The sequence below is a fragment of the Actinophytocola sp. genome, from assembly GCF_050699935.1.
Classification (GTDB): domain Bacteria; phylum Actinomycetota; class Actinomycetes; order Mycobacteriales; family Pseudonocardiaceae; genus Actinophytocola.
Map to the genome: position 1 here is coordinate 19,592 of NZ_JBOHGB010000041.1, position 13,479 is coordinate 33,070.

The following is a 13,479-nucleotide window of genomic DNA, read 5'->3' on the forward strand; positions in this document are numbered from 1 at the left end:
CTACATCGATCGCCGTGTGTTGTCAAAACGTTGCTTTCGGCTAGTCTCGCCTAACTGTCCGGGCTCCGGCTCACGATTGAGCCGGTGTCCCGATCGTGTCCGACCATAGAGCACCCATGGAATGGGGATGGACCTTGACCCGGCGTAATCATGCCCGCCTGGCCCAACCGCGGCTGTGGCGGCGGATGCTGACCGCTCTCGTAGTCGTGACGATGCTGCTCGCCACCGCCGGCTGCGGTTTACTCGGCGGTTCGTCCGACGAGGCCGAAAGCACGCCGGCCGGCCCCGTCGAGAAGCCGAAGATCAAGGTCGGGATCATTCCCTCCACGGACGTGGCGCCACTGTTCATCGCGCAGCAGCAGGGCATCTTCAAGAAGCACGGGCTCGAAGTCGAGCTCGTCCCCCTCGGCGGTGGCGGCGCGGCGATGACCAGCCTCCTCGGCGGCGACGTCGACCTCACCTTCGCCAGCTACCCGCTGCTCGTCCAGGCCGTGCAGAAAGGCAAGGGCAAGGTCAACATCAAGGTCGTCGCGGACGCGTCGGCGGCCCAGCCGGACGTGGCCGCGGTCGTGGTCAAGAGCGACTCCCCACTGCGCAACCCCGAGGACCTCGCGGGCAAGAGGATCGGCGTGTCGTCCACCGGCAGTATGGCCGACCTCGCCGTGCTGGCCGGCATGAAGGCGGCCAAGGCGGACACCTCCGGTCTGCAGTGGAAAGTCATGAAGTTCCCGGACATGCTGCCCAAGTTGCAGAGCGGCGAGCTCGACGCGGCCTTCCTCGTGGAGCCGTTCATCACGGTCGCCCAGGCGCAGCTCGGCGTGTGGACGGTGTTCCAGCCGCTCGTGGGCCGGCTCGACGGCATCGGGCTCACCGGGTACTTGGCGCTCGACAAGACCACGACGGCCTACCCGAAGACCATGGCCGCGTACCAGCGCGCGGTCGTCGAGGCAAACCGCGCGGCGGCCACCCCGGCCGGCCAGGACGCGATCCGCAGCGCGCTGATCGAGAAGGCCAAGGTGAAGCCCGAGATCGCCCCGGTGCTGCACCTGCCGACCTACCCGCTCACCACGGACCCGACCCGGCTGCAGCGCGTGCCGGACCTGATGCGCGAGTTCGGGCTCATCAAGCAGCCCTTCGACATGCGGCCGATGATCTTTAACAACAAGAGCTGAGCCATGTCGGCGGTGGTGCTCCGGCTCTCCGGATTCGCCGGAGCGCTGCTGGCCTGGGAGGCGGTCGGACGGTCCGACCTGTTCCTCGAGGGCTACTTCCCACCGCCCTCGGAGGTCTTCCCCCAGGTCGTCGCGATGCTCGGCGACCAGTCGTTCCTGCTGGACCTCATCGCCACGACGCTGTCCGTCGCAATAGGACTCGCCATCGCGACGGCCATCGCCATGCCGCTGGGGATGATGCTGGCGCACAGCCCGCTGATGCGCGCGGCCAGCCGGTCGGTGCTCGAGTTCCTGCGGCCGATGCCACCCGTGGCGCTCGTGCCGCTGGCCGTGCTCTGGATCGGTGGCGGACCTGAGTCCAAGATCGGCCTCGCCGTGTTCGCCTCGCTCTGGCCGATCTTCTACAACACGATGTACGCGGTGGACGAGGTGGAGCCGCTTCTGCTGGCCACCGCCCGTTCCTGCGGATACGGACCGGGCCGCATGATGCTGCGGGTCGTGCTGCCCTCCGTCACGCCGTTCGCGCTGACCGGCATCCGGCTCGCCACGCCGATCGCGCTGTCCGTCGTGATCAGCGTCGAGATGCTGACCGGCACGAGCGGCGGCCTCGGCGGGGCCATCCTGGTGGCCGCCACCGGTGTGACCAGAATGGACCAGGTGCTGGCGATCGTGGTCGTCGCCGGTGTGCTGGGGTTCGCCGCGCATGCCGGCCTGGAACAGTTGCAGCGCCGCGTGTTCGGGTGGACGGTGGCCGAACGAGAGGCCGCCAGATGACCCTGCTCCGTGGCGTCCTGGTGCGGTGGACCGCGTTCGTCGTGCTGCTCGTCGCGTGGCAGGTCGCCGCCACGGCGATCGCGCACCCGTTCCTCCCCGCGCCGTACGAGATCCTCACGGCCGCCGTTCGGATGTGGTTCTCCGGTCCCGCGGCCGACGCGTTCCTGACCCCCGAGGCCCGCGACAACCTGGCCAGCACGATCGGCCGGGTGCTGGGCGGCTGGGGCCTTGCCGCGCTCGCCGGCGTGGTCGTCGGCACCGCCTGCGGCCTGTCGAGGACCGTGAGCATCGCCGCCGGGCCGCTGTTCGCGTTCTTCCGCTCGCTGCCGCTGCCGGCACTCGTCCCGGTGTTCGTGCTGATCTGCACGCTGGGCACACCCATGGTGCTGACCGTGATCGTCTTCGGCGCGACGTGGCCGGTGCTGCTGAACACCGTGGACGGGGTGCGATCGGTGGACCTGGTCAAGATCGAGACGGCGCTGGCCTTCCGCGTCCCGTGGGCGCAGCGGTTGTTCGGCATCGTGCTTCCCGCTGCGCTGCCGAAGATCTTCGCGGGGCTGCGGATCAGCCTGTCGGGCGCTCTCCTGTTGGCCGTGGTGGCCGAGCTCTTCGCCGCGAACGGCGGGCTCGGCGAGCAGATGCGCGACGCGGGCAACCGGTTCGAGTTCGCCGAGATGTGGGCCGTGGTCGTGATGCTCGGAGTACTGGGGTACCTGTTCAACATGATCTTGCTCGCGGTGGAGAAGCGGGCGCTCGGCTGGCACCGCGCCGCCGGGCGGGTATACCGGTAACCGGAAGGAAAGTCGGGGTTCGCAGTGGACAAGAAGCACACGCAGGCAACGCGCCCGCCGACCATGCCCGAGCAGGTCGAGGTGATCGACTGCACGCTGCGCGACGGCGAGCAGACCCCGGGAGTCTGGTTCACCGTCCAGGAGAAGGTGCAGTTGGCCCTGCTGCTGGACCAGGCCGGCATTCGCGTGCTCGACGCGGGCTTCCCCGCGGCGTCGGCCGCGGACATGGAGGCCATGCAGGAGATGCGCCGCGCCGGGGTTCGCGCCCGGCTCGGCGCGACCGCGCGGCCCGTGCGGCAGGACATCGTCGCGGCCGCGAAGGCGGGCTCCGACGAGGTGTTCATGTTCATGCCGACGAGCGACCTGCGGATCAAGGAGACGCTCGGCGTCACGCGCGACGACGTCTCGCGCATCATGCGCACCGGCGTGGACGAGATCGTCGGCCAGGGCATGACCGCCAGCGTGGTGTTCGAGGACTCGACCCGCGCCGACCCGCAGTACATGATCCGGCTCGTCAACGACGTCTGCCAGCCAGGCACGGTGGCGCGGCTGATCCTCGCCGACTCGGTCGGCTGTGCGCACCCGGCCAGCATGCGACGGCTGGTGCGCACGCTCGCCGAGCAGCTGGACCCGAGCATCGCGATCTCCATCCACGCGCACAACGACTACGGGCTCGCCACCGCCAACGCGCTCGCCGCCATCGAGGCCGGCGCCCGCTCGCTGTCCTGCACGGTCAACGGGATCGGTGAGCGCGCCGGCAACGCCGACCTCGCGGAGTGCCTGGCCGCGATGACCCACCTGCACGGCATCGAGCACGGCGTGGACGCGCTCAAGCTCCCCGAGCTGTCCCGCTTCGTCGAACGGGCCAGCGGGATCCACATGAGCGCGACCAAGCCGGTCACCGGCTTCAACGTCTACCGCCACGAGTCGGGCGTGCACGTGGACAGCATGCTGAAGAACACCCGCAGCTACGAGGAGCTGCCGCCGTCGTGGACCGGCAGCGAGCGGGACTACGTGTTCGGCAAGCACAGTGGGGCGTCGCTCGTCCGCCACGTGCTGAGCACCGCGAACCCGCCCCGAGAGGTCGACGACGACCTCGCCCGCAAGGTCGTCGAGGCGGTGAAGCGGATCGTCGAGGAGACGAACAAGAACAAGCACGAGCGGGCCTTCGAGGCGAAGGTGGCGTTCACCGAGACCGCACTCGCCGGGGTGCCGTCCGAGGTGGTCATCGCCGAGTACGACCGGCTTGCCGGCGAGGCCGTCTCGTGACCGGTCGCACGCTCAGCGACAAGGTGATCGACGCGCACGCCGTCGACGGGGACGCGGCGCTGTACCGCCGGGTGAACGTCGACGCCGTGCTCGGTCCCGACGCGACGATCGCGCTGCTGATCGACGGCTTCGAGCGGCGCGGACTGTCCGTGTGGGACAAGGACAAGGTGCTGTTGGCCAACGACCACTTCTCGCCCCCGGCCACCGCCGAGCACGCGGACATCGCCAACCGCTTCCTCGCGTTCGCGCGCGGGCTGGAGATGCCGAACCTGTTGCTGGACCGAGGGATCTGCCACCAGCTGATGGTCGAGCATCGGCTGTGCCAGGCGGGCGGGCTCATCGTCGGCGCGGACAGTCACACGATCATGGCCGGCGGCGTCGGCGCGTGCGCCACCGGCATGGGCGCCACCGACATCACGTTCGCCCTGGCCACCGGTACCACGTGGATGCGCCGGCCGGAGACCATCGCGGTGCGCTTCCACGGCACACTGCCCGAGCAGTCCAGCGGCCGGGACATCGTCCTGGAGCTGCTGGCGATCCTCGGTGAGAGCGGCGCGCAGTACCGGACGCTGGAGTTCCACGACGAGTCGGCCACGCGGCTCTCGCAGGACGACCGGTTCGCGATCTCCAACATGGCGGTCGAGATCGGCGCGAAGTTCGGCGTGTTCGAGCCGGACGAGGTCACCGAGGCCTACTTCGTCGGGCGGGACGGCGAGTTCCTCGGCACGAAGGTCCGCCCGGACGCCGACGCCCACTACGAGCGGGTGATCGACGTGGACCTCGACGACCTCGACGCACGGGTCGCGAAGCCGTGGCAGCCGAGCAACGTGGTGCCGCTGCGGGAGCTCGAGCCGGTCAAGATCACCACGGCGTTCCTCGGCTCGTGCGCCAGCGGCCGGCTGGGCGACATCGAGGCCGCGGCGAACGAGCTGGCCGGCGGGAAGGTGCATCCGGAGGTCCGGTTCGTGATCATCCCGGCGTCGGTGGACGTGTTCAAGCAGGCGCTGCGCGCCGGCCACGTCGAGACGCTCACCGACGCCGGGGCGATCTTCAACCATTCCAGCTGCGGTGCGTGCGGCGGGATCGACAAGGGCGTGCTCGGCGCCGACGACGTGTGCGTATCGAGCTCCAACCGCAACTTCCGCGGGCGGATGGGGCACTGGGACAGCCGCACCTACCTCGCCAGCCCGCGCACGGTGGCGCGGGCGGCGATGCGCGGCGAGCTCACCCCCGACCTCTACCGCGACCTGGAGGACACATGACGGACACCACCATCGGGGAGGCGGCGCAGCGTGGCCGCCAACCGCACCCAAGGGGAACGGGACGCAACCCAGCCACGAGTACGCACCAAACCGGACAGGACCAACAACGTGACCACAAGGGTTAATTCCGGGGAGGCGGAACAGGTCACCGGGCGGATCTGGCTGTTCGGCGACGACATGAACACCGACGTCATCCACCCGCCCGCGTTCTTCAGCCTCGACCCGGAGAAGGTCAAGCGCGGCCTGTTCCACGGCTACGACCCGACCATCCAGCCGAACATCCAGCCGGACGACATCATCGTCGGCGGGCGCAACTTCGGCTGCGGGTCGAGCCGGGAGACGTCCATCCGCGCGATCAAGCTCAACCACATCGGCGCGGTGATCGCGGTCGACTTCGCCCGGATCTTCTTCCGCAACGCCACCAACAACGGGCTGCCCTGCCTGCCGCTCACCGACCCCGCGGACCTGGCGAAGCTGACCGCTGGCGGGAGGATCACGGTCTACCCGTACGCGGCCACGCTGACCACGGAGGCCGGCGAGACCGTGCGGCTGGAGCCGCCGGGCGAGTTCGTGAGCCAGATCTGGGCCGCGGGCGGCCTGCTCAACATGCTGCCGGGAGCCGCCGGGGAGACGTGACCGCCGGCCGCCGTGCCCGGACCGCCCGGGTGAGGTAGAACGGCGACCATGACGACGAGTGTGACCGTGCTCGGCACGGGAATCATGGGTGCCGGGATGGCCCGCAATCTCGTGCGTGCCGGGTTCGAGGTCACCGTATGGAACCGCACCGCCGACCGGGCGCGGCCGCTCGCCGGCGACGGCGCCACGGTGGCCGACGACGTGACCGCTGCGGTCGACGGCGCGGACATCGTGCTCACCATGCTGTTCGACGCGGCCGCCGTGACCGGGGTGATGGAGGCGGCGCTGCCGAGGCTCCGCCCGGATGCACTGTGGGTGCAGTCGAGCACAGTGGGGATCGAGGCCACCGAGCGGCTGGCCGGCCTCGCCGCGCGGCACCGCATCGGGTTCGTCGACGCCCCGGTGCTGGGCACCCGCCAGCCGGCCGAGCAGGGCAAGCTGACCGTCCTCGCGGCCGGCGCCGAGGCGCTGCGCGAGCGGGTCACGCCCGTCCTCGACGCGGTCGGCGCCCGCACGGTCTGGGTCGGCCAGCGACCCGGCGACGGCCACCGGCTCAAGCTCGTCGCGAACGCGTGGGTCCTCTCGATCACCACCGCGACGGCCCAGAGCATCGCGCTGGCCGAGCGGCTCGGCCTGGACCCGCGGCAGTTCCTCGACGTGCTCTCCGGCGGCCCGACCGACAGCGCCTACGCCCAGGTGAAGGGCGCGAACATGATCACCGGCGAGCTGGCCCCCGCGTTCGCCCTCGACGGCGCGGTCAAGGACGCCGGCCTCATCCTTGACGCGATCCGCGTGGTCGGCGTGGACGACCGGCTCATGCAGGCGGTCCTCGCGCAGCTGCGGGCCGCGGCCGAGTCGGGCCACGCCGGCGAGGACATGGCCGCCGTCATCCACACCGCTCGCTCGGCCCGGTGAGCGGGCCCAGAGTTCCGGCGCACCGGGTGAAATCCCGGGTCACCCCGCCCGCGGACCGGGGCTCTCCCCGATGTCCGGCACCACCCGGCCGCCATAGCGTCTGCACCGGATCACACCGGGACGGACGCGAAGGAGCCGGTCGTGAGCACGCGACACAGCACCCACACCCCGGCCGTGGTGCCGGCCCCTGCCGAGTCCGGCATCCACGAGCGGTACGCCGACATCGCCGACCACCGGCTCGCCGTCGCACTGTCTACTGAGGACGCCGCCGAGGAGACCGGCCTGGACCCGCTGGAACGGACGACCTGTCACACGCACCGGCGCTGGCTGCACCACTGCGTCTCCTCGCCGCTGCACGTCATCGTCGTGACCGGGCACCGCTGGTGCCGCCGCTGCTCATGCGCGGTTCAGGTGGCCGTCGACGAGTTGACCGGCGATGTGCGGCTGACCTGCCCGAGATGTCACGAGATGCCGCCCGGTGCGGCCAACCGCCAGGTCGTCCGCAGCTGCCGGGCGAGCCTGGCCGCCGCGCGGCACACCGAGCCGTGGACCGTCCGGGCGGCCGCCTGACCCTCACCGGCCAGCGGCGTCCCGGCGTGCCCGGACCTTGCGGTGGCTCCAGATCAGCAGGGCGAACAGGATGATCCCGGACAGGATCAGGCTCGACCCCGCGCCCCACCCGCCGAAGGGCAGCCCCGGCACGACGCCCCACACGACACCGCCGGCGAGGAGCCCCAGCCCGACACACACCGACCCGGCGATCCGCAGCGGCGAGGAGACGCTGTCCTCGGCCGCCTTCATGGCCCGCACCCGCACCGGGCCCACGTACCGCTCGAGCACCGGGAACTCGGAGGCGAGGATGAGCAGCCCGGCGAGCACCAGCAGCAGGCCGGGCCCGGGCAGCACGAGCAACGCGACGCCGACGAGCAGGACGACCCCGCCGACGATCGCGAGCGCCACGCGCTTCATGTGCTTGGTCGTCGCGGCCATCGTGCTCGCCATTGTGACTCGCCAGGGCCGTCCCGCGCACGGGCGCGGCTACCGGTGCCGGACCGGGGACGGGTCCAGCGTGCCGGCCGCCGCCGCGGCCACCGCTTCCGCCGTGGCGGCCAGCGAGGGCGAGTCGAGCTTCCACTGCTGCCAGTACAGCGGCACGTCGACCGCGCGGTCCGGGTCCAGGCGCACCAGGCTGCCCGCCCGCAGCCGCGGCTCGGCCTGGGCGGTCGGCAGCATGCCCCAGCCCATGCCGGCGGTCACCGCGTCCGCGAACGCCTCCGAGGAGGGGACATAGTGGCGCAGCGGTCCCGCGTCGCGGCCCCGCGCGATCCGCCGCGCGAACTCGTCCTGCACGTCGTCGCGGCGGTCGAACAGGACGACCGGGACCCTGCCGACCGCCTGGCGCAGCGGGCGGTCCGCCAGCCACCGCGACACGAACGACGGGCTCGCCACGGGCAGGTACCGCATCAGGCCGAGCGGGCGCACCGAGCAACCCTGCACCGCCTCCGGCGAGGACGTCACCGCCGCCATCACCACGCCCTCACGCAGCAGCGCCGTGGTGTGGTCCTGGTCCTCGCGGTGCAGCTCGAAGCAGATCCGCAGCGACTCCGGCACCCGGCCCAGGGCCGGCAGGAACCACGTCGCGAGCGAGTCCGCGTTGACCGCGATCGGCAGCACGGCCGGCTCGCCGGTGTCGGACATGCCGAGCGCGGCCCGCGTGTCCAGCTCCAGCCTCGCCAGCTGCCGGGCGAACCGCACGACGACCTCACCGGACTCGGTCAGCCGCACCGGCTTCGTGCGCCGCACCAGTACCCGGCCGATCCCCCGCTCCAGCGCCTTCACCCGCTGGCTGACCGCGGACGGCGTCACGTGCAGGGCCGCCGCGGCCGCGTCGAAGGTGCCCTCGTCCACGACCGCGAGCAGCGTGCGCACCTGGTCGATCGGCATCACGTTCACTAACGATACGTAAGAATCCTTAGCTCGACGACGGTCGAGTCCGTGCCTAGCGTGGAGGCGTGCTGCTCGCCATGGCCGCCGGTTTCGGCACCGGTCTGTCCCTCATCGTGGCCATCGGCGCGCAGAACGCCTTCGTGCTGCGCCAAGGAATCCGCCGGGACGCGGTCCTCGCCGTGGTCGCGATCTGCGCCGCGTCCGACGCCGTGCTCATCGCGCTCGGCGTGGCCGGCGTCGGCTCCGTCGTGCACGCGCGGCCGGTGACGCTCACCGTGGTCGGCCTCGCCGGCGGCACGTTCCTCGTCTGCTATGGCGTGCTCGCCCTGCGCAGGGTGTTCCGGCCCGCGACGATGACCGCGGACAGCACCCCAGCCGACGCGGCAGCGGCGGGCTCGCGACGGCGGGCCGTGCTGACCTGCCTCGTGATGACCTGGCTCAACCCGCACGTCTACCTCGACACCGTGCTGCTGCTCGGCTCCATCGCCGCCACGCACGGCGCGCTGCGGTGGGACTTCGGGCTCGGCGCGGTCATCGCGAGCGTCTGCTGGTTCGCCGCGCTCGGCTTCGGGGCCCGGCTGCTGAGCGGGTTCTTCGCCCGCCGGTCGTCGTGGCGCGTCCTCGACGGACTCGTGGCCGCGACCATGATCACTCTGGGGGTGGCGCTGCTGGCCGGGTAGACAGGGGCATGGACTTCCGCCGGGGCGACGAACACGACCTGCCCGTGCTGCTCGACTTCTTCGACGAGGCGGTCGAGTGGATGGTCGCGCGCGGCAACACCGGGCAGTGGGGCACCGAGCCGTGGTCGGCGCAGCCGGATCGGGTCGAGCGGGTGCGCGGCATGATCGACGGCGGCGAGCTGTGGATCGCCGAGGTCGACCAGGCGCCGGCCGGCGCGCTCGTCGTCAGCGACCGGCGCCCGCCCTACGCGCCCCCGCTCGACGAGCCGGAGCTGTACGTGGTCCTGGTGCTGGTCTCCCGCCGCCACGCGGGCGCGCGGATCGGCTCGGCCCTGCTCGGCCTGGCCCGTGACCTGGCCCGGCGACGCGAGGTGTCCCTGCTGCGGGTCGACTGCTACGCGGGCGGCACCGGCGAGCTGGTCGGCTACTACACCCGCCACGGCTTCACCCCGACCGAGACGTTCACGGTCGGCACCTGGCCGGGCCAGCTCTTCGAGCAACGCCTCTAGCGCAGAGCCGGGCGCTTGACAACGCCTCTGATAAAGCGGTTTAGTAAACCGGTTTACCCATCAGTTGAGGGAGCATCCGGTGACCACACGCCGCCCCACCATCGCCGACGTGGCCCGCCACGCCGGGGTGTCGAAGGGGGCGGTGTCCTTCGCGCTCAACGGCCGAGCCGGGGTGAGCGAGGAGACCCGGCGGCGCATCCTCGACACGGCCGCCGACCTGGGCTGGTCGCCCAACCACCGCGCCCGCGCGCTGTCCACCTCGCGCGCCTTCGCGCTCGGCATGGTCGTCGCCCGCGATCCGGAGCTGGTCGGCGCGGACCCGTTCTTCCCCACGTTCATCGCCGGCGTGGAGAAGGTGCTCGCCGAGCGCGACCAGGCACTCGTGCTCCAGGTCGTCACCAGCCCGGCGGCCGAGGTGGCCGGCTACCGGCGGCTCGCCCGCGAGGGCCGGGTGGACGGGGTGTTCCTGATGGACCTGCGCCGGTCCGACGCGCGGATCGCGCTGCTCGGGGAGATCGGGCTGCCCGCGGTCACGCTGAACCGCCCGGACGTGCCGACCCCGTTTCCCGCCGTGCTCCTCGACGACCGCCCCGGCATCGCCGCCGCGGTGCGGCATCTGGCCGGCCTCGGCCACACCTCGATCGCGCACGTGTCCGGGCCCGAGCCGTTCCTGCACGCCATCGCGCGCCGGCAGGCATTCGCCGACGCGATGGCCGAGGCGGGTCTGCCGCCCGGCCGGATCGTGGCGGGCGACTTCACCGCGGCCGGCGGCCGGACCGCGACCCACCGGCTGCTCGCCGGGCCGGACCGGCCCACCGCGATCGTCTACGCCAACGACGTGATGGCCCTGTCCGCCATCGCCGTCGCCGCGGAGCTGGGCATCCGGATCCCCGAGGACGTGTCGATCACCGGGTTCGACGACACCGACCTCGCGGGCTACGTGCACCCGGCGCTCACCACCGTGCGCGCCGACGCCCGAAGCTGGGGGGAGGTGGCGGCGACCATGCTGCTCGCGCTGATCGAGGGCCAGGACCTCGCCGACACCGCGTTGCCACCGGCCGAGTTGGTCCTCCGCGACTCCACCTCGGCGCCCTGACCGCACCCCGCAACCAGATCGGAGACGCAATGAAGCGCACCCTGATCGCCCTGCTGTCCGCCCTCCCCCTCGTCCTGGCCACCGTCGGGTGCAATGTGGACAGTGGCGGCGGAGGTACGGACGCCGCCGAGGCCGCCGGCAAGCGCGGCCCGATCACCATCTGGTACTCCAACAACACCGAGGAGGTGGCGTGGGGGAAGGCCATGGTGGCCGAGTGGAACGAGGCGCACCCGGACGAGAAGGTCACCGCGCAGGAGATCCCGGCCGGCAAGACCGCGGAGGAGGCGATCGGCGCGGCGATCACCGCGGGCACCGCGCCGTGCCTGGTGCTCAACACCGCGCCCGCGGCCGTGCCGCAGTTCCAGAAGCAGGGCGGTCTGGTGCCGCTCGACGACTTCCCCGACGCCCGCCGCTACATCGAGGACCGCACGGGCGACACCGCCGAGCAGTACCGCTCCCCCGACGGCAAGTACTACCAGCTGCCGTGGAAGTCCAACCCGGTGGTGATCTTCTACAACAAGAAGGCGTTCGCGAAGGCCGGCATCGACGCGGAGAACCCGCCACTGTCCACATACGACGAGTTCCTCGACACCGCCCGCAGGGTGGTCAAGGGTGGTGGCGCCCAGTACGCGATCCTGCCGGCCCCGACGAGCGAGTTCTTCCAGTCCTGGTTCGACTTCTACCCGCTGTTCGCCGCGGAGACCGGCGGCAAGCTGCTCGTGGAGAACGGCGAGGCCACGTTCGCGGGCGAGGAGGGCGAGCGGGTCGCCGCGTTCTGGCGGACGCTCTACGACGAGGGCCTGGCAGGCCGGGAGAAGTACAACGGCGACGCGTTCGCCGACGGCAAGGCCGCCATGGCGATCGTCGGCCCGTGGGCGATCCCGGTGTACGGCGACAAGGTCGAGTGGGGCTCGGTGCCGGTGCCGACCTCGAAGGGCACGCCGGCCGAGGAGGTCCACACGTTCAGCGACGCGAAGAACATCGCCATGTACTCGGCGTGCGCCAACCGCGGGACCGCGTGGGAGCTGATGAAGTTCGCCACCAGCAAGCAGCAGGACGGCGCGCTGCTCGAGGCGACCGGTCAGATGCCGCTGCGCTCCGGGCTGGCCGAGGCATATCCGGACTACTTCGCGGAGAACCCGGCGTACACCACGTTCGCCGACCTGGCCGCGCGCACCGTCGAGGTGCCGAACGTGCCGAACTCGATCGCGATCTGGCAGGCGCTGCGCGACGCCTACAGCAACGCGGTGATCTTCGGCAAGACCGACCCGGACACCGCGCTGCGGGACGCGGCCGCGAAGGTGGACCAGCTCGCCAGTCAGTCCTGATCATGACACCCCCTGAACCGCACACCTCCCCAACCGCACCCAAGGGGAACGGGACGCAACCCAGCCACAAGTACGCACTCAACCGGACGACACCAACCCAAGGCGACCACAAGGGTTAATTCCGGAGAGGCGGGACAGTGACCACACGGGTCAATTCCGGGGAGGCGGTAGGCCTGGCCTTCGTTACGCCGTATGTCGTGTTCCTGGTGGCGATCTTCGCCTACCCGCTCGGCGTCGCGGTCCACATGTCCTTCCACGACTGGTTCTTCGCCGCGCCGGGTGCCGTCGTGGATCGGCCGTTCGTCGGGCTCGCGAACTATGCGGCCGTGTTCAGCGACCCCGCGGTGCTCCGGTCCTTCCGGAACATCGTGGTCTTCCTGGTGATCAACGTGCCGCTGACCGTCGGACTGTCGCTCGGGCTCGCCTCGGCGCTCAACGCCGCCATCCCGCTGCGGACGTTCTTCCGGGTCAGCTTCTATGTCCCGTACGTGACGGCGAGCGTCGCGGTCGTGGGCGTGTGGCAATTCCTGTTCAACTCCGACGGCCTGGTCAACAGTGTGCTCGGCGACCTCGCGCCGGCCCCGTCGTGGCTGGTCAACTCGGGTCTCGCGATGCCGGTGGTGGCCGTCTACGTGACGTGGAAGCAGCTGGGCTTCTTCATCCTGCTCTACCTGGCCGCGCTGCAGAACGTGCCGCGTGAGCTGTACGAGTCGGCCGCGGTGGACGGAGCCTCGCGGTGGCGCTCGTTCCGGACGGTGACGGTGCCCGGCGTGCGCCCGGCGACCACGCTCGTCGTGCTGCTCGCCACCATCACCGGGGCGAACCTGTTCACCGAGCCCTATCTGCTCACCGGCGGCGGCGGGCCGGGCGGCGCGTCCGCGTCCCCGGTGCTCGTGATGTACCAGCGCGGCATCGAGCAGGGTCAGGCCGGTCTCGCCGCCGCGATCGGCATCGTGCTCGTGGCCGGGACGCTGATCATCTCCGTGATCAACCGCAGGCTATTGGAGCGTGACTGATATGGCTCGTCATCCGCACCTAAGGGGAACGGGACGCAACCCAGCCACAAGTACGCGCGCAACCAGACGGCGGCACCCCAAGGC

15 protein-coding genes are annotated in these 13,479 nt (G+C 71.2%); 13 read left to right on the forward strand and 2 right to left on the reverse strand.

Features of this window, described 5'->3' with window-relative positions:
• Positions 1-134: 134 nt before the first annotated feature.
• The 8 genes from ACRDTB_RS15840 (at position 135) to ACRDTB_RS15875 (ending at position 7,389) form a co-directional block, all read left to right on the forward strand.
• Positions 135-1,172 (forward strand): ABC transporter substrate-binding protein, encoded by a 1,038-nt coding sequence (locus ACRDTB_RS15840; RefSeq protein WP_431431054.1) that lies wholly within the window; start codon positions 135-137, stop codon positions 1,170-1,172.
• A gap of 3 nt (positions 1,173-1,175) precedes the next feature.
• Positions 1,176-1,946 carry an ABC transporter permease gene (locus ACRDTB_RS15845; protein WP_431431055.1) on the forward strand — a complete coding sequence of 257 codons (771 nt, stop codon included), beginning with the start codon at positions 1,176-1,178 and terminating at the stop codon, positions 1,944-1,946.
• Complete coding sequence (locus tag ACRDTB_RS15850) at positions 1,943-2,737, forward strand: ABC transporter permease (protein WP_431431056.1); 795 nt, start codon at positions 1,943-1,945, stop codon at positions 2,735-2,737. Before ACRDTB_RS15845 ends, ACRDTB_RS15850 begins: the two co-directional genes overlap by 4 nt.
• A 24-nt stretch (positions 2,738-2,761) precedes the next feature.
• Positions 2,762-4,006, forward strand: a complete 1,245-nt coding sequence (locus ACRDTB_RS15855; protein ID WP_431431057.1) for a LeuA family protein — start codon at positions 2,762-2,764, stop codon at positions 4,004-4,006.
• A complete protein-coding gene (locus tag ACRDTB_RS15860) occupies positions 4,003-5,268 on the forward strand; it encodes a 3-isopropylmalate dehydratase large subunit (protein ID WP_431431058.1) in 1,266 nt (421 codons plus the stop codon). The genes ACRDTB_RS15855 and ACRDTB_RS15860 overlap by 4 nt, the downstream gene beginning before the upstream one ends.
• A gap of 30 nt (positions 5,269-5,298) precedes the next feature.
• Positions 5,299-5,904 (forward strand): hypothetical protein, encoded by a 606-nt coding sequence (locus ACRDTB_RS15865; RefSeq protein ID WP_431431060.1) that lies wholly within the window; start codon positions 5,299-5,301, stop codon positions 5,902-5,904.
• 48 nt (positions 5,905-5,952) lie between these two features.
• Positions 5,953-6,819, forward strand: a complete 867-nt coding sequence (locus ACRDTB_RS15870; RefSeq protein WP_431431061.1) for an NAD(P)-dependent oxidoreductase — start codon at positions 5,953-5,955, stop codon at positions 6,817-6,819.
• Between the two features lie 141 nt (positions 6,820-6,960).
• On the forward strand, positions 6,961-7,389 hold the full coding sequence (locus tag ACRDTB_RS15875; protein ID WP_431431062.1) for a hypothetical protein: 429 nt from the start codon (positions 6,961-6,963) through the stop codon (positions 7,387-7,389).
• A gap of 3 nt (positions 7,390-7,392) precedes the next feature.
• On the opposite strand, the gene ACRDTB_RS15880 is transcribed toward ACRDTB_RS15875, so the two are convergent.
• Positions 7,393-7,821, reverse strand: coding sequence for a PGPGW domain-containing protein (locus ACRDTB_RS15880; protein ID WP_431431063.1), 429 nt, complete (start codon positions 7,819-7,821; stop codon positions 7,393-7,395).
• 36 nt (positions 7,822-7,857) lie between these two features.
• Positions 7,858-8,763 (reverse strand): LysR family transcriptional regulator ArgP, encoded by a 906-nt coding sequence (locus ACRDTB_RS15885; RefSeq protein ID WP_431431078.1) that lies wholly within the window; start codon positions 8,761-8,763, stop codon positions 7,858-7,860.
• Between the two features lie 68 nt (positions 8,764-8,831).
• On the opposite strand from ACRDTB_RS15885, the gene ACRDTB_RS15890 reads away from it, so the two are divergent.
• The 5 genes from ACRDTB_RS15890 (at position 8,832) to ACRDTB_RS15910 (ending at position 13,395) form a co-directional block, all read left to right on the forward strand.
• Positions 8,832-9,446, forward strand: coding sequence for a LysE/ArgO family amino acid transporter (locus tag ACRDTB_RS15890; protein WP_431431064.1), 615 nt, complete (start codon positions 8,832-8,834; stop codon positions 9,444-9,446).
• Between the two features lie 8 nt (positions 9,447-9,454).
• Positions 9,455-9,955: a GNAT family N-acetyltransferase gene (locus ACRDTB_RS15895; protein WP_431431065.1), complete on the forward strand. Its 501-nt coding sequence runs from the start codon at positions 9,455-9,457 to the stop codon at positions 9,953-9,955.
• 79 nt (positions 9,956-10,034) lie between these two features.
• Entirely contained in the window at positions 10,035-11,051 is a 1,017-nt protein-coding gene (locus ACRDTB_RS15900) for a LacI family DNA-binding transcriptional regulator (protein ID WP_431431066.1), read from the forward strand.
• A gap of 29 nt (positions 11,052-11,080) precedes the next feature.
• The gene (locus ACRDTB_RS15905) at positions 11,081-12,379 is read left to right on the forward strand and encodes an extracellular solute-binding protein (protein WP_431431067.1); all 1,299 of its coding nucleotides are present in this window, start codon (positions 11,081-11,083) and stop codon (positions 12,377-12,379) included.
• Between the two features lie 137 nt (positions 12,380-12,516).
• Positions 12,517-13,395, forward strand: a complete 879-nt coding sequence (locus ACRDTB_RS15910) for a carbohydrate ABC transporter permease (protein WP_431431068.1) — start codon at positions 12,517-12,519, stop codon at positions 13,393-13,395.
• Positions 13,396-13,479 lie beyond the last annotated feature (84 nt).

Bases quoted from the DNA above. Each gene is read 5' to 3' on its own strand.
- ACRDTB_RS15880 (WP_431431063.1), bottom strand. From the start codon at position 7,821: ATGGCGAGCACGATGGCCGCGACGACCAAGCACATGAAGCGCGTGGCG.
- ACRDTB_RS15895 (WP_431431065.1), top strand. From the start codon at position 9,455: ATGGACTTCCGCCGGGGCGACGAACACGACCTGCCCGTGCTGCTCGAC.
- ACRDTB_RS15870 (WP_431431061.1), top strand. From the start codon at position 5,953: ATGACGACGAGTGTGACCGTGCTCGGCACGGGAATCATGGGTGCCGGG.
- ACRDTB_RS15885 (WP_431431078.1), bottom strand. From the start codon at position 8,763: ATGCCGATCGACCAGGTGCGCACGCTGCTCGCGGTCGTGGACGAGGGC.
- ACRDTB_RS15905 (WP_431431067.1), top strand. From the start codon at position 11,081: ATGAAGCGCACCCTGATCGCCCTGCTGTCCGCCCTCCCCCTCGTCCTG.
- ACRDTB_RS15845 (WP_431431055.1), top strand. From the start codon at position 1,176: ATGTCGGCGGTGGTGCTCCGGCTCTCCGGATTCGCCGGAGCGCTGCTG.
- ACRDTB_RS15850 (WP_431431056.1), top strand. From the start codon at position 1,943: ATGACCCTGCTCCGTGGCGTCCTGGTGCGGTGGACCGCGTTCGTCGTG.